The sequence below is a fragment of the Sporofaciens sp. St.21A7 genome (assembly GCF_059728535.1).
The window spans coordinates 4,505,353-4,522,169 of record NZ_BAAGFN010000001.1; the positions used below are offsets into that span (position 1 = coordinate 4,505,353).

The 16,817-nt window shown below is 40.3% G+C and carries 24 protein-coding genes; 2 read left to right on the forward strand and 22 right to left on the reverse strand.

The window, feature by feature from the left end; genetic code table 11:
- Positions 1-249: 249 nt before the first annotated feature.
- The 9 genes from AC6I3O_RS22385 to AC6I3O_RS22425 all read right to left on the reverse strand — a co-directional run bounded on the left by AC6I3O_RS22385 (position 250) and on the right by AC6I3O_RS22425 (position 6,359).
- Positions 250-1,011: an MBL fold metallo-hydrolase gene (locus tag AC6I3O_RS22385; RefSeq protein ID WP_497852748.1), complete on the reverse strand. Its 762-nt coding sequence runs from the start codon at positions 1,009-1,011 to the stop codon at positions 250-252.
- A gap of 29 nt (positions 1,012-1,040) precedes the next feature.
- Positions 1,041-1,490: a HEAT-like fold family protein gene (locus AC6I3O_RS22390; RefSeq protein WP_497852749.1), complete on the reverse strand. Its 450-nt coding sequence runs from the start codon at positions 1,488-1,490 to the stop codon at positions 1,041-1,043.
- A gap of 107 nt (positions 1,491-1,597) precedes the next feature.
- Entirely contained in the window at positions 1,598-1,912 is a 315-nt protein-coding gene (locus AC6I3O_RS22395) for a hypothetical protein (RefSeq protein WP_497852750.1), read from the reverse strand.
- 21 nt (positions 1,913-1,933) lie between these two features.
- Entirely contained in the window at positions 1,934-3,283 is a 1,350-nt protein-coding gene (locus AC6I3O_RS22400; protein WP_497853569.1) for a plasmid recombination protein, read from the reverse strand.
- Positions 3,284-3,361: 78 nt separating this feature from the next.
- Positions 3,362-3,598: a hypothetical protein gene (locus AC6I3O_RS22405; protein ID WP_497852751.1), complete on the reverse strand. Its 237-nt coding sequence runs from the start codon at positions 3,596-3,598 to the stop codon at positions 3,362-3,364.
- Positions 3,599-3,621: 23 nt separating this feature from the next.
- Positions 3,622-4,599, reverse strand: a complete 978-nt coding sequence (locus AC6I3O_RS22410) for an AAA family ATPase (RefSeq protein WP_497852752.1) — start codon at positions 4,597-4,599, stop codon at positions 3,622-3,624.
- A gap of 99 nt (positions 4,600-4,698) precedes the next feature.
- Positions 4,699-5,088 (reverse strand): plasmid mobilization protein, encoded by a 390-nt coding sequence (locus AC6I3O_RS22415; protein ID WP_289227833.1) that lies wholly within the window; start codon positions 5,086-5,088, stop codon positions 4,699-4,701.
- A complete protein-coding gene (locus tag AC6I3O_RS22420) occupies positions 5,085-6,149 on the reverse strand; it encodes a site-specific integrase (RefSeq protein ID WP_497852753.1) in 1,065 nt (354 codons plus the stop codon). Before AC6I3O_RS22420 ends, AC6I3O_RS22415 begins: the two co-directional genes overlap by 4 nt.
- A 15-nt stretch (positions 6,150-6,164) precedes the next feature.
- Positions 6,165-6,359 carry an ICEBs1 excisionase gene (locus tag AC6I3O_RS22425; RefSeq protein WP_497852754.1) on the reverse strand — a complete coding sequence of 65 codons (195 nt, stop codon included), beginning with the start codon at positions 6,357-6,359 and terminating at the stop codon, positions 6,165-6,167.
- Positions 6,360-6,538: 179 nt separating this feature from the next.
- On the opposite strand from AC6I3O_RS22425, the gene AC6I3O_RS22430 reads away from it, so the two are divergent.
- Positions 6,539-7,087 (forward strand): helix-turn-helix domain-containing protein, encoded by a 549-nt coding sequence (locus tag AC6I3O_RS22430; RefSeq protein ID WP_120480612.1) that lies wholly within the window; start codon positions 6,539-6,541, stop codon positions 7,085-7,087.
- 16 nt (positions 7,088-7,103) lie between these two features.
- Positions 7,104-7,868 carry a nucleoside phosphorylase gene (locus tag AC6I3O_RS22435; RefSeq protein ID WP_497852755.1) on the forward strand — a complete coding sequence of 255 codons (765 nt, stop codon included), beginning with the start codon at positions 7,104-7,106 and terminating at the stop codon, positions 7,866-7,868.
- Between the two features lie 339 nt (positions 7,869-8,207).
- Here AC6I3O_RS22435 and AC6I3O_RS22440 read toward each other — a convergent pair whose 3' ends face one another.
- The 13 genes from AC6I3O_RS22440 to AC6I3O_RS22500 form a co-directional block, all read right to left on the reverse strand.
- Positions 8,208-9,077, reverse strand: a complete 870-nt coding sequence (locus AC6I3O_RS22440; protein ID WP_172537379.1) for a KilA-N domain-containing protein — start codon at positions 9,075-9,077, stop codon at positions 8,208-8,210.
- Positions 9,078-9,105: 28 nt separating this feature from the next.
- Complete coding sequence (locus tag AC6I3O_RS22445) at positions 9,106-9,846, reverse strand: hypothetical protein (RefSeq protein WP_497852756.1); 741 nt, start codon at positions 9,844-9,846, stop codon at positions 9,106-9,108.
- Positions 9,847-10,130: 284 nt separating this feature from the next.
- Positions 10,131-10,307, reverse strand: coding sequence for a hypothetical protein (locus tag AC6I3O_RS22450; RefSeq protein WP_497852757.1), 177 nt, complete (start codon positions 10,305-10,307; stop codon positions 10,131-10,133).
- A 24-nt stretch (positions 10,308-10,331) separates the two neighbouring features.
- Entirely contained in the window at positions 10,332-10,802 is a 471-nt protein-coding gene (locus tag AC6I3O_RS22455; protein WP_497852758.1) for a GNAT family N-acetyltransferase, read from the reverse strand.
- Positions 10,803-10,844: 42 nt separating this feature from the next.
- On the reverse strand, positions 10,845-11,630 hold the full coding sequence (locus AC6I3O_RS22460; RefSeq protein WP_497852759.1) for a class I SAM-dependent methyltransferase: 786 nt from the start codon (positions 11,628-11,630) through the stop codon (positions 10,845-10,847).
- 69 nt (positions 11,631-11,699) lie between these two features.
- Entirely contained in the window at positions 11,700-11,897 is a 198-nt protein-coding gene (locus AC6I3O_RS22465) for a hypothetical protein (RefSeq protein WP_497852760.1), read from the reverse strand.
- Positions 11,898-11,939: 42 nt separating this feature from the next.
- Positions 11,940-12,389, reverse strand: coding sequence for a HEAT-like fold family protein (locus AC6I3O_RS22470; RefSeq protein WP_497852761.1), 450 nt, complete (start codon positions 12,387-12,389; stop codon positions 11,940-11,942).
- A gap of 36 nt (positions 12,390-12,425) precedes the next feature.
- On the reverse strand, positions 12,426-12,965 hold the full coding sequence (locus tag AC6I3O_RS22475; RefSeq protein WP_497852762.1) for a DUF1697 domain-containing protein: 540 nt from the start codon (positions 12,963-12,965) through the stop codon (positions 12,426-12,428).
- A 54-nt stretch (positions 12,966-13,019) separates the two neighbouring features.
- On the reverse strand, positions 13,020-13,433 hold the full coding sequence (locus tag AC6I3O_RS22480; RefSeq protein WP_160203107.1) for a DUF3788 domain-containing protein: 414 nt from the start codon (positions 13,431-13,433) through the stop codon (positions 13,020-13,022).
- Positions 13,434-13,582: 149 nt separating this feature from the next.
- The gene (locus AC6I3O_RS22485; RefSeq protein WP_497852763.1) at positions 13,583-13,960 is read right to left on the reverse strand and encodes a TnpV protein; all 378 of its coding nucleotides are present in this window, start codon (positions 13,958-13,960) and stop codon (positions 13,583-13,585) included.
- A gap of 8 nt (positions 13,961-13,968) precedes the next feature.
- On the reverse strand, positions 13,969-15,126 hold the full coding sequence (locus tag AC6I3O_RS22490) for a plasmid recombination protein (protein ID WP_497852764.1): 1,158 nt from the start codon (positions 15,124-15,126) through the stop codon (positions 13,969-13,971).
- Between the two features lie 268 nt (positions 15,127-15,394).
- Positions 15,395-16,492: a helicase RepA family protein gene (locus tag AC6I3O_RS22495; RefSeq protein WP_497852765.1), complete on the reverse strand. Its 1,098-nt coding sequence runs from the start codon at positions 16,490-16,492 to the stop codon at positions 15,395-15,397.
- Positions 16,482-16,817, reverse strand: a complete 336-nt coding sequence (locus AC6I3O_RS22500) for a plasmid mobilization protein (RefSeq protein WP_497852766.1) — start codon at positions 16,815-16,817, stop codon at positions 16,482-16,484. The genes AC6I3O_RS22495 and AC6I3O_RS22500 overlap by 11 nt, the downstream gene beginning before the upstream one ends.

The following is a 16,817-nucleotide window of genomic DNA, read 5'->3' on the forward strand; positions in this document are numbered from 1 at the left end:
GGGCTACTTACACCAAATCGGTGCGACTGGACTACCTACCAGCTCTACAAGATTGCCTTGCGTTGTGTTTTTATCTTTGCCCTTATAGTTTACCACATAAACGCCCATTTTTCCACAAAAATATGGCAATCCACATATAACTGCAAACTGCCATTTTACCATTTTCCTTATCTGCTTTAAGTTACATGGTGCTAGCACCATGTGATAACTATCGTCAAAGGGAACATTATCTTTGTCACAGCTTATTTCCTATAACCATACTCCCCAATCCCCATAATTAAATGTTCCACTGCCATGATGAAGTTTTCCGTCCATCTTGAGATTTCTAAACGCTTCCCGCATACGGCTTAAGATTTCCGGCTTTATATCCAGTGAATGATGTGCCGGAAACACTTTCTTCACAGGCAATGCCGCAACTTTTTCCAAAGAATCGAGATATGCCTCCGGGTCAGTAGACGGATAATAAGCAAACAGAGTATCTTTATAAACCAAATCGCCTGTAAATAAATATCCTCTGCTTTTTTCCAAAAAGCACAAATGCCCCGGGGAATGTCCGGGAGTATGCAGCACTTCAATTTCCCTACCGCCAATATCAATGATGTCATGGTCTGTCAGTACTTTTGTTGGCATACCCTGAAACAATTCATAATCGCTCACGCAAAAACCTTCGGGCAAATCACAACGGTCTATGACCATCTCTCTTATCGTTTCGATTGATAAAGGGAATTTACCATTCAGCCAATCCAATTCATCAGCGTGAGCATAAAAATCCGGGAAATACTTATGCCCGCCAATATGATCCCAGTGAATATGCGTGGCTACTGCCGTAATTGGCTTATCGGTATGCTTCAGCACTTCCTCATAGATATTAGAAATGCCAAGCCCCGTATCAATAAGCAGGCTTCGGGTATTTCCATTCAACAGATAGCAATGCGTTTCCTCCCAATGTCGGTATTCACTGATAATATATGTATTTGCGTCAATTTCATCTATTGTAAACCAGTTATCCATTACTCCACACTCCTTAAAATCTCAACAACCTATAGTTTCTCTATCTCTGCCAAAGAATTTTGAATATCCTTATAGACCAACGACTGCATACTTTCTGCATAAATAGATGTATCTGCTTTTTGCAGTGCGAAAACAATATCACACTTTAATTCCGGCTTATTCTTCGCAATCATAGGCAGCAATTTTATACACTGTCTTGCTGTTATCGGCTTAACATCTTCTATGTGCTTCAAATATTTGTCTATGATTTCATCAATTTTATTATCTTTATCCCATTTAGCGTTATAGGCAATCAGCGTAAGCCCTCTTGTCCGAATGTAAGAATTATCACTGTCGATCATATCGGCTAACTTATCCATATAACAATATACCTTGTCTGATTTCTCACATTCTTTTTGCAACATCTGTAATGCTTTGTATGCCGTATTATTATTTTTGTCAAATAACAGCGTAAAATTATCCTCAACATTTATTTCCATGCTGTTTCATCTCCCCTATCTTTAATCATGCTTCCGATTATAGCACTTTCTCTCTGTATCTGCCACTATAAAATACAGGGCATGACAACCGCCACACCCCACATTTTTTATCGCTCCAATGATTTCTCAATCTGCTGTTTCTGCCCCTTCAGGTCATTCTGCTTCTCATACAGATTATTTCGCTCTTTGCAGAGTTCTTTCATGCGCTCCAACTGCGCCCGTACTCCCTCCCGGCAATCTGGCTCTATCTTTTTATATTCCCCGGTCAGATTGCGGATTGTATTATTGTTTTCCTTTATCTGCTCCGACAGGCATACCCAGTCTATCAGATTTCGCACTTCCCTGTCCGTTTCGTAAAGGTCTGTATCTGCCACAATTTTAGCACATAACCGTATCATTATTTTCTTTTCCATATCCGTCATATCCTTTCAATCCCCCTTTTCCTATCGGCTCATTTCAAAGGCACGTTTCGGGCATTTATTTGCCCTTTCTGCCTGTTCTAATGCCTTTGACCGTTCCACTATCGACTGTACCTGTTCCCTGCCTAAATGACGCTCCAAACGCTCCAAATCAGACGCTTTTTCCTGCAATCGGTCTATGATGTCGCTCTGTTCCATAACCTTATCCGTCAAGCGGCTAATCTGTTTTTGTTGCCCGTCCATTTTGGCGGTCAGCTTCTTGCTTTGCTCCGTAAGCTGTACACATTTGATAGTCAGATTTTTAACGACCTCTTTCAATTTCTCCACAAGTGGAAGTGCCTTTTTATCCCGATAATTCTTTGCGCTCATCCATGCCCCCGGCTCTGCCAACTGCCATTTCACATCTTCATCATAGGCATGGATATTTCTCTCCATGACTTCCTTTGACTGTACCATTTTGTTAAGTTCCTGCTGTAACTTTTTCTGCTGTTTCTCCAACTTCTCATTTTCGGATAACAATCTTTCCTTATCCTCTGCCAGTGTTTCCGTCTGCTCTTTTAAAAGATGATTTGTTATGGTAAGTTCCGATACTTCCTGCCGGATCGCTTCGCCCTCTTTCCGTATCTGTTCCGTTTCCTGTCCTGCCACTGTCTGCTGATGAAGAATATCGGATAATTCCTCTTTACTGCCAGAGATTGTCTGTTCCAGTTCCGCAACTTCTTTTGCACGCTCCTTTTTCTCAAAATCCAAAACAGATAAATGCTTCTCATGTGTTCCCTTTTTCTCCCACTCAATACCATGCTGTAACATAATATCCGCAAGCCGTTCTTTTTCTGCCGCTACCCACTGATTGCGCTCTGTTTCACTCCTTGTGCCGCCTTTGAAGCCAAGTTCTGCCAGTGCCTTTTTTAATGACACCCTTGTTTCCAGTCCCCGCTTGCTTCCAGTCGTATAAGGTACAAAATCTATATGCAGATGTGGCGTGGCTTCGTCCATGTGGAGATGTGCCGAAAATACCCTTAACGTAGGATTGCGCCGCTGAAAGTCCTGCATATATTCATCAAGTATTTTTGCCGCAAGCTGTCCGTCCTCTGTCTTTGCCCCCATATCGTCCTTGTTGCCTATCTGCAAAATAATCTCATGGAATGGCTTCTCCTGTTTGCCGAAACAGATTTTCTCATAATAATCATCAATTATGCGGTCACTTCTGGTCTGCTTCTCATTGTACCGGGCAAGTGCTTCATCAAATAATTCGTGGTATACGTCTTTGATATTTTCATTGCAGTATTCCACATTCAGACAACTCCGCTCCGGGTCGGTGTTCTTTGCGTGGAATTTTCTGCTATTGTGGTTGACAGAGCCTTTCCCTGTCATAACGCTGATTGTCCGCTTCAATAAATTTTCCTTTCTCCCTATCGGGTAATGAGCGCCGGAAACGGCGCATAGCCTTTGTTACTTTCTGCGAAAGTAACGCAAAAGCACTTTCGACAGGCTACGCTCTATCAAAAGTGCCTTTGCGCCCTGCCGGGGGCTTTCCGTCCTGCGGACGGTGGGCGGCTTTTCGCCGCCTTGATACCGCCGCTTCCCGGCTTCCTCCCAACAGCGCAACATTGCAATGTCTATAGTTTTTGCAACCTTGCAATCTTCAAGAGCGCAATTCCAAGACTGCAAAATTCTAATACCCTGCATTGTTGCGCTGTTACCTTTCTCCGTCACTGTCTGATTTTATCCAGTTCCCAATACCATGTGTTGTTTATCCGTTTCGCCCGGACACCCAACTCTTTCTTCGCATTTTCCAGTGTCCGCTTCGATATGCCCTGTTCGTCTGCAAGATTGAAAATCTCATTGCTTTGTATGGCGTTGTTTGTTTCTGCCAGTTCCCGGAGTAACCGTTTCGCCTGTTCCATTTTATTTACTTTTGGAGCAATGCCGCCTAACACTTCATCAGCGGTAATCTCATAATCTCCAAGCCATTGAAAACCGTCCTCCGACAGTGCAAATGCTTTTGGGTGTCCGAACGCAGCAAGGTTGTTTTTAATCTGCACCACAGCCCTTGTATTTTCTTCCCCCTCTACTCTGCCGACCAACAAAACACTTCTAGCGACTGCAAAGAAATCAATCGAACCCATTCCCCTATATGCCGCTTTATTTCCTGCCGCTTTGTTCATATGCCCGACAAGGACAATCGCACACTGGTATTTCTCTGCCAGTGCCGCTAATTTCTTCGTCATATCCCTTGCTTCGTTTGCCCGGTTCATATCCATGCCGCCGCCCAAATAGGCTTGTATCGGGTCTAAAATCAGCAGCTTTGCGCTCGTCTTTATCACAGCCTGCTCCAACCGTTCATCTATCATGGATAGAGATTTTATCTTTTCATCAATGACCGAGATTTTCTCACAGTCTGCCCCTGCCTGTTCCAATCGGGGCTTGACCGTATCGGCAAGACCGTCCTCTGCACTCTGATAGATTACAGTCAAAGGCTCTGTAAAATTCATTCCACCGTCTAAACTTTCTCCCTTAGACAACTTCGCCGCTATGTTCAATATAAATGTTGTCTTTCCGTCACCCGGATCACCTTGAATAATTGTCAGTTTTCCATAAGGGATAAACGGAAACCACAGCCAAGAAACTTCCTGAGACTGTATCTCCGATAACTTAATCAACTGCAATTCTGTTTTTGTTTCTTCCATAATGCCCTCCATTTCTGAAAAATCGTTGTCATTGGAAGAAACCTCTGCTATACTTGTATTGTGGATACTGATAACAGAGGTTTTCCAGTTATCACAGCCCTAACAGTTGCCGCTGTCGGGGCTTTTTTCTTCTCCGTTGGTGTTGCCCTGCCACAGATATTTTGCTCCGTCCAATACCCACAGGATAGCTTTCAGCATATCAAGACAGTCATTCCGCATATCTTTTAATCCCTCCGGCGTTAAATCAACATCTGCCTTTTCAAACTGTTCTGTTACTTCCCGGATATTGGTCTGCATTATCTTTAGTTCCTCTACCAACTGGTAAACAAGTTCTTTTTTACCAACCACGCACACCCGGTTATAAATGCAGGAGCGGACAAAATAATCTTTCTTAGAAAGTCCGCTTGCTAAAATCTTTGCTTCGATTTCCTCCCTCTCTCTGGTGGAAATACGAAAACTGATTGTCGGGTATTTATGCACTCCGCTCATTCTTCTTCCTCCCTGCTGTTCTCCATCTCCAATTTATCTGCAAGTTCCCCCTGCTTATTGGGATATAAATGCGAATAAGTATTCAATGTTGTTTCGATTTTCTCATGCCCCAACCGTTCCGCAATCGCTAATGGCGTAAAACCCATTTCCACGAGTAGCGAAGCGTGGGAATGACGAATATCGTGCAAGCGTATCCTTTTCACTCCCGAAGCCTTGATACCTCTGATAATCTCATGCTCCATATAGGATTTTGTAAAACGGAACATTCTTTCATCCGCCATAATTCCGTACAAATGTGAAATATACTCCTTTAATTCTTCCGCCAGAAACGGCGGTATCGTTATGATGCGCTTGCTCTTTGGCGTTTTGGGCGGCGTGATAATGTCCCTGCCCTCTATCCGCTGATAGGACTTGTTTACGGAAATGGTGCGCTTCTCCAAATCTATATCATTGTAAGTAAGAGCAAGCAATTCTCCAATCCTCATGCCCGTCCAGTAAAGGAGCAGGAACGCCATTTTTGTTTCCGGCTTGTTCTCCACAGTCACAAGAAACTGCTTAAATTCCTGTTTCGTCCAAAACTCCTTTTCCCCGGCGTGGCTCTTTCCGATACTCCCGGCTTTCCTGCAAGGATTGTCTTTCAAGTCGTAATACCGAACCGCATAATTGAAGATTGCCGACAACTGATTATTGACTGTTTTCAGATACGTTTCCGAATAGCCTTTTTTCATCAGTGCATTTTGCCATGCCCGAATGTCGGAAGCCTTAATCTCATTCATGTTCTTTTTCTTGAAATACGGAATGATTTTCAAATCAATAATGAATTTCTTTGTACGCATGGTATTTTCACGCAGACGGTGTTCCATATCCTCATAATAGATTTGCACAAAGTTTTCAAAATTGATGTCTAAATTCCTCTGCTGCTGTTGCAGAAAGTCACGCTCCCACTGTTCCGCTTCCGCTTTTGTTTTAAATCCCCTCTTGTTCTTCTTGTGGCTTACGTCCTGCCAGTCCTTATAATAGAACTGGCAACGCCACATCTTTCCATCCCTTGTCGCTGACATAAAATTTCTCCTTTCCTACATGGCTACGGTCAGACCGTAGAATTTTTCTTCAAAGTATTTTGTCGGGATTTTGCCGCAGATTGTCCGATAACCCTTTGCTTTCAGCTCCTCATTCAGCCCCCGGATAATCTTATAGGCATAACCCGTTGATACGCCAAGCATTTCAGCCGCTTCCTCTGCCGTTACATACATTTTCTTTCCATTCTCCATATAATCCTGTCCTTTCCTTTTTTATTTTAGGTACACATATGTGACCTTTATGTTTTTATTATACGGTACACTTTTGTGAACGTCAAGTATTTATTTTAAATTTCTATACACAAATGTGTCCTGATGTGATAGAATTGAACTAAGCACTAACGAAAATCACAAAAAATGGAGGTTTTGGCATGACTACCGGGGAAAAGATTAAACACTTTCGGAATTTGCGCGGCATATCACAGGAAACGCTCGGTCAGCTTTCCGGCATCAATTCCGCCACAATAAAAAAATATGAGTATGGCATCCGCAATCCCAAGCCCGACCAACTGCTGAAAATTGCAAATGCTTTGGGTATCAGTATCAATGTTTTCATGGATTTTGATATAGAAACAGTGTCAGATGTATTGTCTTTAATTTTGAAAATGGACGAACAATTAGATATGAACTTTGAAGCAGAGAGATACGAGGACGGAAGTTTCAATCCCGCCACAATCAAAATATCTTTTCAGAACTCCCTGCTCAATCATAAGCTGGGCGTATACATGAAAGCAAGGGAATTGCAGGAGAACCTTTTGAATGATACGGAACGCTTCTCGTCGGAGGAAGAACACCAACGGGCGATTGAAGCACTCTCAAAAGATTTGGACGCTGTTAAGCAGAGTATTCTTGATGACAGTAAGATTGTCAAAAAAGGGGTTAGAGGTATCTCCGTCAAAATATATCCCGAAAATGAATAGAAACGAGGTGTAAAAATTGTATACAATATTTCAAAGAACAGAAATCTCAGAACCATCCTTATTCAGTCCGTCCGACACAACCAAAAGAATAGAAAATTTCCCGGAAATTTGTATTTCCACATTTTCTGACAACATTATTCAAAAGTTTTCTTCTTTGGATAATGTGGAGAAAATAGCAGAACTCTACTCTGCAAGCGGCGCACTACCTGTCTACCAAACCAATTACAAGAATACTGCGATAGCTTTTTATCGTTCTATGGCAGGCGCACCTGCTTGTGTTGCGTGTTTTGAAGAAATCATTGCTATGGGAGCTAAAAAGTTTGTTTTGTTCGGCTCCTGCGGAGTATTGGACGATGATAAGGTAAAAGACCACATTATTATCCCTGTTTCCGCTGTCCGTGATGAAGGTACAAGCTATCATTATATAGCACCTTCGCCTGAAATCGAAGCAGACGCACATTCCATTCAGATATTAGAAAACGTTTTAACAGACTGTGGCTACTCCTATGTAAAAGGCAAAACATGGACTTCGGACGCCATTTACAGAGAAACCCTCTCCGCTATTGAAGAACGCCGACAAGAGGGCTGTATTGCTGTAGAAATGGAGTGTGCTTCTATGTTGGCAGTTTCAAAATACAGGCACATTCCTTTTATCCAGTTTTTGTATGGAGCGGATAACCTTAGTTCCGATACATGGGAAATCAGAGATTTAATGTCTTATGGTCTTACCAATGCGGAAAAGTATATGGTTCTTGCCTTTGAATGTGGACTTGCCATGTAAAAAAGCAGGTATCATGATACCCGCCCGAAATCCAGTATTCATCAAATAATTAGAGCCATTTTAGAGCCAACAGGCATAAAGCAATCCCGGAAACGCCCATTTTATCAGCATTTCCGGGATTTTATCCGTTACTCGAACTCGACTTTTCCTAACTAATTTTGCTTAGGTATTATTCTCTGTCGAGTATGTAAATCTTTTGATTATTTGATATATCCATATTATCCTGCCTGTATAAGCTAATGTTATCATTTTGTTATCGCTGTTGATAACACTGGCTCTGTAACTGCGGATAATAGCTATATGTTATGGTTTAAATTATAAGCGATTTTGCTAAGAAAATCAACCGGTTGTTTCCGTATCTTCAATCAGATTTTTCTTCAATGCATTAAGAGTTTCTTGGTTCTTTTTCAAAAGTTCAAGCTGCCTATATGCCTTTTCTCTTAATATCTTTAATCGTTCAATGTTAGATAACCCTTGCCTTATCAAATCTGCATTGGTATCTTCCAAATTGATAAGTACAACTAATTCCTCTGCCGAAGCAAAATCTCTGATATTAGGTGTTTTTCCGCTTATTCCCTTTTCATTTCTCCATTGTGCCGCCGTTTTGCCAAACAAAGCCATATTAAGAATATCTGCTTCGGTTGCATATGTATAAGCCATTTCCTGCGGAGATAATGTTGGTGTTATCAGAAATTCCTTTACCGCATCTGTATGAATACGATAATTTATTTTTGAAAGTTCCCTCTTAGCATCCCATCCAATCGCTAATCGGTTCGCTTCATCTTTCTTTAATCGCTGATAGTCCTTAATAATATAGAGCTTGAATTCTGGTGAAATCCAAGACGCAAACTCAAAGGCTATATCTGTATGGGCATATGTACCGCCGTATCGTCCCGATTTTGATATAATACCGATTGCATCTGTTGCTTTTATCCACTGTTGCGGTGTCAATGTAAATGCATTATCTCCCGACTTCGCTTTAAACCTATCGAATTCGATAGGTTTAAAATTGGGATTATGAATCTGCTCCCACAAACCCAAAAACGAGATTGTCGAATGGTTACGCATCCAGTTCGCAACCACGATAAAAGCATTGTCTGGATTTTTATATTTAGCAATATCCGTAAGAGAAATATAGGCATTCTCATTAACAACATCGCCCCTCACTCTGATTTTTGTTCCATTGGCATCTATTTTCATGTTTTTCATATTAAACTTTTCCTTATATTCATTTCAATTATTCTCCTATACTTTCTTTACTCAATATAATATTTTTAGATATTTCCGATAAAGTAGTTTCTCTTAATTTTTCATTCTCTATTTTATTTGCAATTAAATTTGCCAATAAAAGATTATTACTTTCTGCAAATTTTGCATGAAATTTTACAGCCGCTTCAATATTTTTTGTATACATTTTTATAAAAACTGCACCAACAAAATCTGCTATAACTCCACTTAAACTGCCTATACACAACAAAACTTTATCTGCATTCAAAGACATATACATATACAAACTTGCCGCCACTATCAACATTCCAAATATAACCATCATGATGCCAAGTGCAGATAGAAATTTTGTTTGAGTTAAATTCATATCATAGTATCTCATTAACTCTTTTTGATTCATTCTAAACATTTTTTCTGCGCGCAGTTCTTTCTGTTCGAGATCTATTTCCGAAAATTCTTTTTCTTCTTTACGAGCATCTTCATCTAATTTTTCAATTTTTTTCGATTCTTTAAAATCAAAGAAACAACTTACAGATGCCATAAAGCAAATAAATGCAAGAAATCCAACTATATACACCAACATCTGTCCAATTGGAAATTCAAATATTTTGATATATATTTGATACGCAAGGAATGCTAAAATTAATCCAAATACAAGACCCCCTATCACGCCATTTCTATCTTTTTCTGATTTATTCTGTTGTTTTTTCTCACTACTATTGTTTTTATTGTTTTCTTGTTCTTCACTCATTACTTATATATCCTTTCCTTTGTAATTATAAAAACACTGGAACCCAACTTCTTAAATAAATACAAATAAAACATATTATCTGATAATCCAAGAAACTTTCCACCAATCGTATAAGATGATATAATTTCTCTTTCTTAAACCCTCTATAAATTATAACAACAACTCTAACTGTGCAAAAACAACTATATGCATGGCTCACATTATAAATAATTTTGTTTACAGCATCAAGCATTATTTAACTCTCTTTATTTTTCATCGTCTCCAACCACTTCCTTTAGCACAGATTATCCCCTATATGACAGCATATACAACAGACACTCTTGAATCAATTTTTCTGGATTGTGTTCTAATTCTATTATCGCTTTTATCTCTGCTTTAGCCTTATACGGAATATTGTTATTATTCTCAATAATCTTTTTTAAGAATTCCTTTACCGCTTTTTCATCTGAATTACCAGTCATTTACACATAGCCTCCCCCATCACATCACAACCGACAAACCATGATGTATTCTTCTTCATTTTCGTCAATGACTTCAAAACCTACTTTTTGATACATACGAACTGCATAATTTGCCTTCTGCACAGAAAGGGATGTCTGCTTATAACCTTTATTCTTTAAAAGTTCAAGCATATTCCTCATAAGTGCTGTACCAATGCCCATATTCCTGTACTCCTCATACAGTGAAATAGCAAATGAGGGCGTTTCATCATCAATATGCCCGTAATCATCCATAATACGCACCCATACTGTGCCTACAATCTTCTCTTTTATTTCTGCAACTAAACACCAATCATCTTTTTTCCCAAAATCTTCAATATATACTTGCAACTCTGGCTGTTCAATAATAGATTTTGGCGGCTTGTCCATGCCCTCTGGAATAAAAATTGCTTCATACAGAAAATCAAACAATATTGAATATTCATTTTTTCTAATTTCTCGAATTTTATAATCCATACCTATATAAAACCTCACATCTATCAATCCACTAAACGGAATTTAATGCTTTTTAAGCTCTGCAATAGCAGCATAATGCAGAATGTCAAATTCATTCGGCGCAATTCGTTCAAGGAGCGTCATATGCTCTCGTTCCCACATCGAAATTTCTTTCTCGATAAGTGAAGCCCCAATTCCACGGCAAGCCTTCATTCTCCCATTCCAGCTTTCACGGGTAAATGGTATTCTTAAAGTAAATTCTTCATGATATACAAGCTCAAATTTTTCTTTATAATAATCTGGTATGTCTATTTGATGTTTCGTTTCTCCTGCGCCGCTCCAATTTGGATTATATTTTAATACGAGTTTTTCACTGGCTCCTGCAATTTCATCCTCAAACGGCAGCCATGCCATATATAAAACAAGAATACTTCCCCCTTGTTTCAGCATACGATAAAACTTAGGCATAACAGTCTCATGGTCGAAATACCAAAAGCACTGGCACGCTGTAATTACATCAAAAGAGTTGTCCAAAAAACTGATATCCTCCGTTGATACAACATGATAATCTATATCCATACCCTTTGAAAGAATTTTCGCTTGTTCGATTTGGTTTTCTGAAATATCTGCCGCCGTCCACTTCGCCCCATACTGGTACATATTTCTAGGAAGGACGCCTGTTCCCGTTCCAATGTCAAGGACAGATTGTCCTTTTAAGCATAGTTTACGGTCAATAATTCTTTGATAAAACTCTTTCGGATAAATGTCACGAAATTTCGCATAATCGAAAGAGGTTTTCCCCCAGTCAAAGGGTTTTCCGCTATCTATATTTCTGTTTATTATCTTCATATCAGACCTTCCTCAACCCCGATTTTTCTTTGTATGCAGCTTCCCGATAAACAACAATTGACTGTATTGTTAAATCAGCTCTAAAGCTCTTTTATATAGTGGGTCTAAATCACAACCACAACTTCCACATTTTTCGTTTGCCTGTTTAATTGCTGATATTAAAGTATCTTTATGAGCTTTTCCATCTAACCATTGTTGTGCGGGAATAGATATTAAATCCCAACCAGATGCAACAAACTTCTCCATAATAGATTTTAATTCTCCCATAATATTACTCCTTTCAAATTAGCAAATGTCGATTTGTCGTTTTTATAATTTTTTTATTTCCTTCAACGCTTTCTGAATGTCCTTATAAACCAATGGTTGCATACTATAATCATAAATAGATATATTAGCTTTATTAAGTGCGGAAAGAATATCATTTTTCAATTCTGGCTTATGTTTTGCAATAATCGGCAGCAACTTAATACACTGTCTGGCAGTAATTGGTTTAACATCTGTTATGTGTTTCAAATATTCATCTATAATTTCATCAACCTTATACTCTTTATCCCATTTTGCATTGTAGGCAAGCAGTGTAAGCCCCCTTGTGCGAATATAAGAATTGTCACTATCAAGCATATCACTTAATCTATCTATAAAAGGATAAACACAATCCGTTTCTTCACTTTCTTTTTGCAATTCTTGTAATGCTTTGTAAGCAACATTATTATTTTTATCAAACAATAATTCAAATGTTTCCTCTATATTGCCTAACATAAACTCCTCCTTCACAAGTTAGAATTGGAAAAGTGATTACATATCGACTATTTTTCTAACAGTGTTTGCTGTCCTTATTGTTAGTTTAGTACTGATATTGGCACTTGCCGTCTTAGACCACCAGTTCGTTTTTTGATAATCTTTTCTACTAAAAGACCAGAATACCGCCTCGTTATAATTCTCTATTTTCTCTAAACCTTCTTTAGGCTCTCCAATCTCATTATATACCTCTGCGAATGTAGCGGGTGGTATAATAAAGATTAGATTGTCATAGATTTCCTTATTATCGTTTCCCCACCAGTCGGGCGCATTGAGCAAAATGTCATCAAGTTCGTCTCTTAATATGACAAAAACAGGAATATCTAAAGCAAACTGTTTTTTTATCATTATCTCAATCTGTTTTGCAACCCCCTCTGTATCACCTTTTTCACTCGAAAAAAGCACATTACCACTGTTCAAATATGTCTTAACCCCTCCAAACTGCAGCTTTTCAAACTCTTTCTTTAATTCCGCCATCGGTACTTTGTTTTTACCGCTTATATTGATACCTCTTAATAATGCAACATATCTTTTCATATCCACAAGCACCTCTGCATATTCTAAATTTATATAAATCCTACCAAAAAATTGCTACTTCCTGTTTGGCTTTCTCTTAATTCCTAATAATTTAATAAAATCATGAAACATTGATGTATCAGTCGGTTCAAACATTACCCATTTACCATCACGGTAAGTTTGTGCTTCATCATAGATTTTTTGAACTTGTTCCGAATAATTATTTCGTTCTGTTTCAAATTTTGCTCTCTCATCTTTTCCAAATATAATCATAAAACCTATACAATTTTCTCTTGCATATAATGCACACAATGTTTTACCACCTCGGCGGTATTTATACTCATAATTCCATGCTTTACCGCCTTTATTCCACTGACATTCCATTTCGTATTTTTCATCAATTAAAATACACAACTTATTCCATACATCATATAAAGATTGTCCGATTAAAGCAGTCATTTCTTCTTCGTTAGGTATCGTATCAAGCATATTAGCCCTCCTATATAATATAATTCCCGATTTTTCAGTCTAATTTCTTTTTCTAAGTATACACAAAATTATAAGATTTTTCAATTCCCCGAACTGCTTTTGCTTAACTAAGCAGCACTCCCACATACCGCAGAAGTGCCACTTATCGCTTATGAATAGATAAATTCGCTCTCCACAACTTCCCTCGCACAAGCCCGAATATTATTCATTCTTCTAACCCATAAAAGCTGATTTTCTGCCTTTAACTGTTCCGTCACACCTTGCCTGTCGGCATATTCCTTTACCAGCCGAAAAAACATATCCTCTGCCTGTTCATCCATGCTTACAAGGTATTCATTCAATCTGCCGCTTGTCAGCAGATTGATATAAACAAGCTGCTTATGCTCTTTTAGATACCGCAAATGTCGTTGACCCCATACACCAATCGGCTTTTCTTCTTCGGGAGGTAATGCAAGCTCTGGGAGATAGTATTCGCCTTGCCTTGCATACCAAAGACCGTTACTTTCGTCATAAATCCTGTTTTCCATAGTGTTTCCTACCTTTCCTCTTTGTTGTTTTTTAAGCGTTTATCACGCTGTTTTGACTTCTGCGCCGCTTTTGCCTGCTCCAAAAAGCTGTCCATCTGCTTACTCCCAAATGCTTTGCGGAGCAGCTTATAATCTTTGTTTTCTGCACGGAGATTTTCATTTTCCCCTGCCAGTTTCTCATTGGTTTTCCTTAACCCCTCATTCTCACGGTGAAGATTGCTGTTTGTGACATTCAACCGATAGTAGCTGTCCCACGCTTCAAAACACCTTATAAGAGCTGTTTTAACAAGCGATTTCAGCTTTTGCACCAAAGGCTCTGCCAATTTATTTTTATATGACTTTGCAGACATAAACCCCTGCGGCTCTGGCAACTGGTACTCTGGAGAAGTGTCAAGCACCTGTTCCAAAGTTTTTAGGTTTTCCATTCCTCTGTCGTAATTCTCCACCCTGTCCGACAATATTTGAAATTCCTCTTTTTTCTCCGAAATCTGCCCCTCAAGCTGGACGACCTCTTTTTCCCGCTCCTGCTTTTTATAATCAAGGACAGATAAATGTTTCTCATGCGTGCCTTTATGCTCCCATTCAATGCCATGCCGCCCCATCACAGCGGCAAGGTTTTCTTTTTCGGACTGTACCCACTGGCTCCACTCCGTATCGCCACGGGAGCCGCCTTTGAATCCCTGCGCCGCTAATGCCTGTTTTAGAGATACCCTCGTATCAAGTCCACGCTTGCTGCCAGTCGTGAATGGGACAAAATCAATATGAAGATGTGGCGTTGCCTCATCCATATGGATATGAGCGGAAAATACATAGAGATTAGGGTTTCGTTCTTGGAATCCATGATAATATTCATCCAAAATCTGCCTTGCAAGCTGTCCGTTTTCACTTCCTGCGCCCATATTTTCCTTATCCCCAATCTGCAAAATCAGCTCATGGAACGGCTTTTCCTGCTTTGAGTTCCGTATCTTCTCGTAATAATCGGCAATGCGGCGGTCTGCCCTTGTCTGTTTCTCGTTATATCTCTGTAATGCTTCATCAAATAGCTTATGATATACTTTCTTGATATTCTCATTACAGTAATCTACATTGAGGTGGGAGCGTTCAGCATCCACATTTTCAGCCTTGAATTTACGGCTGTTATGGTTGACCGAGCCTTTCCCCACCATTGCACTAATCGTCCGTCTTATAAAATCACACCCTTTCTTTTCGGCTGGTAGGCTTTGTTACTTTCCCGAAAGTAACGCAAAAGCACTTTTGTCGGCTGTGCCAACAAAAATGCAACCTGCAAGCAGGTTTTGCGCTCTCCGAGGGGCAAGGGCTGTCCTTTGAAAAGAACACCCTTACAACCCCGTCTAAACTTTATCCGTGACGGTTTGCGTCGGTATGACGGTTATTTCAGTACCGCACCTCGCTCCTAAAAATACCGTCACACCGTCACATACCGTCACGCTCCCCACGGTACAGCTTTATCATACGCCCCTCGTGACACCGCTCCCGCTTATAGAAAATGCCGTATTCGTTGAGCAAACGTCCCGACAGGACATTCAGTTTCCGTGCAAGGCTGTTCGGCTGCAACTCTGTTTCCAACCAAGCCGCAAGCTCCGTCGCCGTTCCCTGCCACAATGGGCAGTCGGCAGTAATTCTTTTATCTATTTCCTCAAGTAAAGTCTCTGGCGGCTCTTTCCAAAGTTCTGTTTCTGCCTTTTGAAAATCCCATAACAATGTTTCGGGATTGCGGAGAAGATAGAGTTTCTGCTCTTGCTGGTCTCTGCCCGACACTTCAAGCGTGGCGGCGTTGCCGATACGTTTTTCTTTGTGCAACAGGAACGCTCCGTCAGCCGCACCAAGCAAGCCAGTAGTCCCCGAAATCATGTCAAACTTATCATCAGAACCCTGCTTTCTGGTATGATGGACAAGCAGGATACAGATACCGTAGCTGTCTGCAAGCTGTTTCAGCCTTGTAATTATTTCATAGTCGTTTGCGTAACTGTAATTGTCCCCGCCGACTTCCCGCACCTTTTGGAGCGTGTCAATGATAATCAGTTTTGTATCGGTATGCTGTTTCATAAATTCCTGCAACTGCTCGTCTAATCCGTTTCCGAGATTACCCGCCGAAACAGAAAAAAACAAACTGTCTGCCCCGTCCGTTCCAAACATACGGTACAGCCTTTCCTGCAGGCGGCGGTAATCATCTTCAAGGGCAAGGTACAAGACCGTTCCTTTTCGGGCGGGATATTCCCACAGCGGCACACCCATACTGATATGGTAGGCAATCTGCGCCATCAGAAAGCTCTTTCCAAGCTTCGGCGCACCTACAAAAAGATAAGTCCCAGGGTAGAGCAGACCGTCAATCAAGGGCGGCTTGCTCGGATATACAGAATCATACAATTCAGCCATAGATACAGTTTCAAGGACTTTGCTATTGTTTTTCGGCGAGTAATTGGTTATACTGTTATTGTTTACATCAGACGGTTGCCCCGTATCTGCGCCAACAGATACATTCAGGGTAGCCGTTTCTTTTTTATTCGCCATCTTCACTTTCTCCTTTCAGACCGCCAAAAATAACCGCAATCAGTTCGATTGTGTCAAGCAGTTCTTCATTTACGCCCCCGCCCACTTCAATCCTCTGCAATTCTGCAAGAACGACGGCAAGCTCATTGCGGAGTGCCTTATACACCCTCGGATTGCCCTGCACTACTACGTCTTGGCATAAGAGCCGCCTTGTGATATAGTCCTGCTTGGTAAGCCCCGAAAGCCGCACCGCTTTATCAATCCGCTCGCTTTCTTCGGGAGATACCCGAAAAGCAACAGTTTTATTTCTCCATCGGTTGCAGTTATCTAAGTTCTTATTCGACAT

Bases quoted from the DNA above. Each gene is read 5' to 3' on its own strand.
- AC6I3O_RS22480 (WP_160203107.1), bottom strand. From the start codon at position 13,433: ATGCTTGATACGATACCTAACGAAGAAGAAATGACTGCTTTAATCGGA.
- AC6I3O_RS22465 (WP_497852760.1), bottom strand. From the start codon at position 11,897: ATGGGAGAATTAAAATCTATTATGGAGAAGTTTGTTGCATCTGGTTGG.
- AC6I3O_RS22420 (WP_497852753.1), bottom strand. From the start codon at position 6,149: ATGTCAGCGACAAGGGATGGAAAGATGTGGCGTTGCCAGTTCTATTAT.
- AC6I3O_RS22395 (WP_497852750.1), bottom strand. From the start codon at position 1,912: ATGACGGATATGGAAAAGAAAATAATGATACGGTTATGTGCTAAAATT.
- AC6I3O_RS22460 (WP_497852759.1), bottom strand. From the start codon at position 11,630: ATGAAGATAATAAACAGAAATATAGATAGCGGAAAACCCTTTGACTGG.
- AC6I3O_RS22485 (WP_497852763.1), bottom strand. From the start codon at position 13,960: ATGGAAAACAGGATTTATGACGAAAGTAACGGTCTTTGGTATGCAAGG.
- AC6I3O_RS22495 (WP_497852765.1), bottom strand. From the start codon at position 16,492: ATGGCGAATAAAAAAGAAACGGCTACCCTGAATGTATCTGTTGGCGCA.
- AC6I3O_RS22490 (WP_497852764.1), bottom strand. From the start codon at position 15,126: ATGGTGGGGAAAGGCTCGGTCAACCATAACAGCCGTAAATTCAAGGCT.
- AC6I3O_RS22470 (WP_497852761.1), bottom strand. From the start codon at position 12,389: ATGTTAGGCAATATAGAGGAAACATTTGAATTATTGTTTGATAAAAAT.
- AC6I3O_RS22405 (WP_497852751.1), bottom strand. From the start codon at position 3,598: ATGCAGGGTATTAGAATTTTGCAGTCTTGGAATTGCGCTCTTGAAGAT.
- AC6I3O_RS22410 (WP_497852752.1), bottom strand. From the start codon at position 4,599: ATGGAAGAAACAAAAACAGAATTGCAGTTGATTAAGTTATCGGAGATA.
- AC6I3O_RS22400 (WP_497853569.1), bottom strand. From the start codon at position 3,283: ATGACAGGGAAAGGCTCTGTCAACCACAATAGCAGAAAATTCCACGCA.
- AC6I3O_RS22430 (WP_120480612.1), top strand. From the start codon at position 6,539: ATGACTACCGGGGAAAAGATTAAACACTTTCGGAATTTGCGCGGCATA.
- AC6I3O_RS22440 (WP_172537379.1), bottom strand. From the start codon at position 9,077: ATGAAAAACATGAAAATAGATGCCAATGGAACAAAAATCAGAGTGAGG.
- AC6I3O_RS22390 (WP_497852749.1), bottom strand. From the start codon at position 1,490: ATGGAAATAAATGTTGAGGATAATTTTACGCTGTTATTTGACAAAAAT.
- AC6I3O_RS22455 (WP_497852758.1), bottom strand. From the start codon at position 10,802: ATGGATTATAAAATTCGAGAAATTAGAAAAAATGAATATTCAATATTG.
- AC6I3O_RS22415 (WP_289227833.1), bottom strand. From the start codon at position 5,088: ATGAGCGGAGTGCATAAATACCCGACAATCAGTTTTCGTATTTCCACC.
- AC6I3O_RS22450 (WP_497852757.1), bottom strand. From the start codon at position 10,307: ATGACTGGTAATTCAGATGAAAAAGCGGTAAAGGAATTCTTAAAAAAG.
- AC6I3O_RS22500 (WP_497852766.1), bottom strand. From the start codon at position 16,817: ATGTCGAATAAGAACTTAGATAACTGCAACCGATGGAGAAATAAAACT.
- AC6I3O_RS22385 (WP_497852748.1), bottom strand. From the start codon at position 1,011: ATGGATAACTGGTTTACAATAGATGAAATTGACGCAAATACATATATT.
- AC6I3O_RS22445 (WP_497852756.1), bottom strand. From the start codon at position 9,846: ATGAGTGAAGAACAAGAAAACAATAAAAACAATAGTAGTGAGAAAAAA.
- AC6I3O_RS22425 (WP_497852754.1), bottom strand. From the start codon at position 6,359: ATGGAGAATGGAAAGAAAATGTATGTAACGGCAGAGGAAGCGGCTGAA.
- AC6I3O_RS22475 (WP_497852762.1), bottom strand. From the start codon at position 12,965: ATGAAAAGATATGTTGCATTATTAAGAGGTATCAATATAAGCGGTAAA.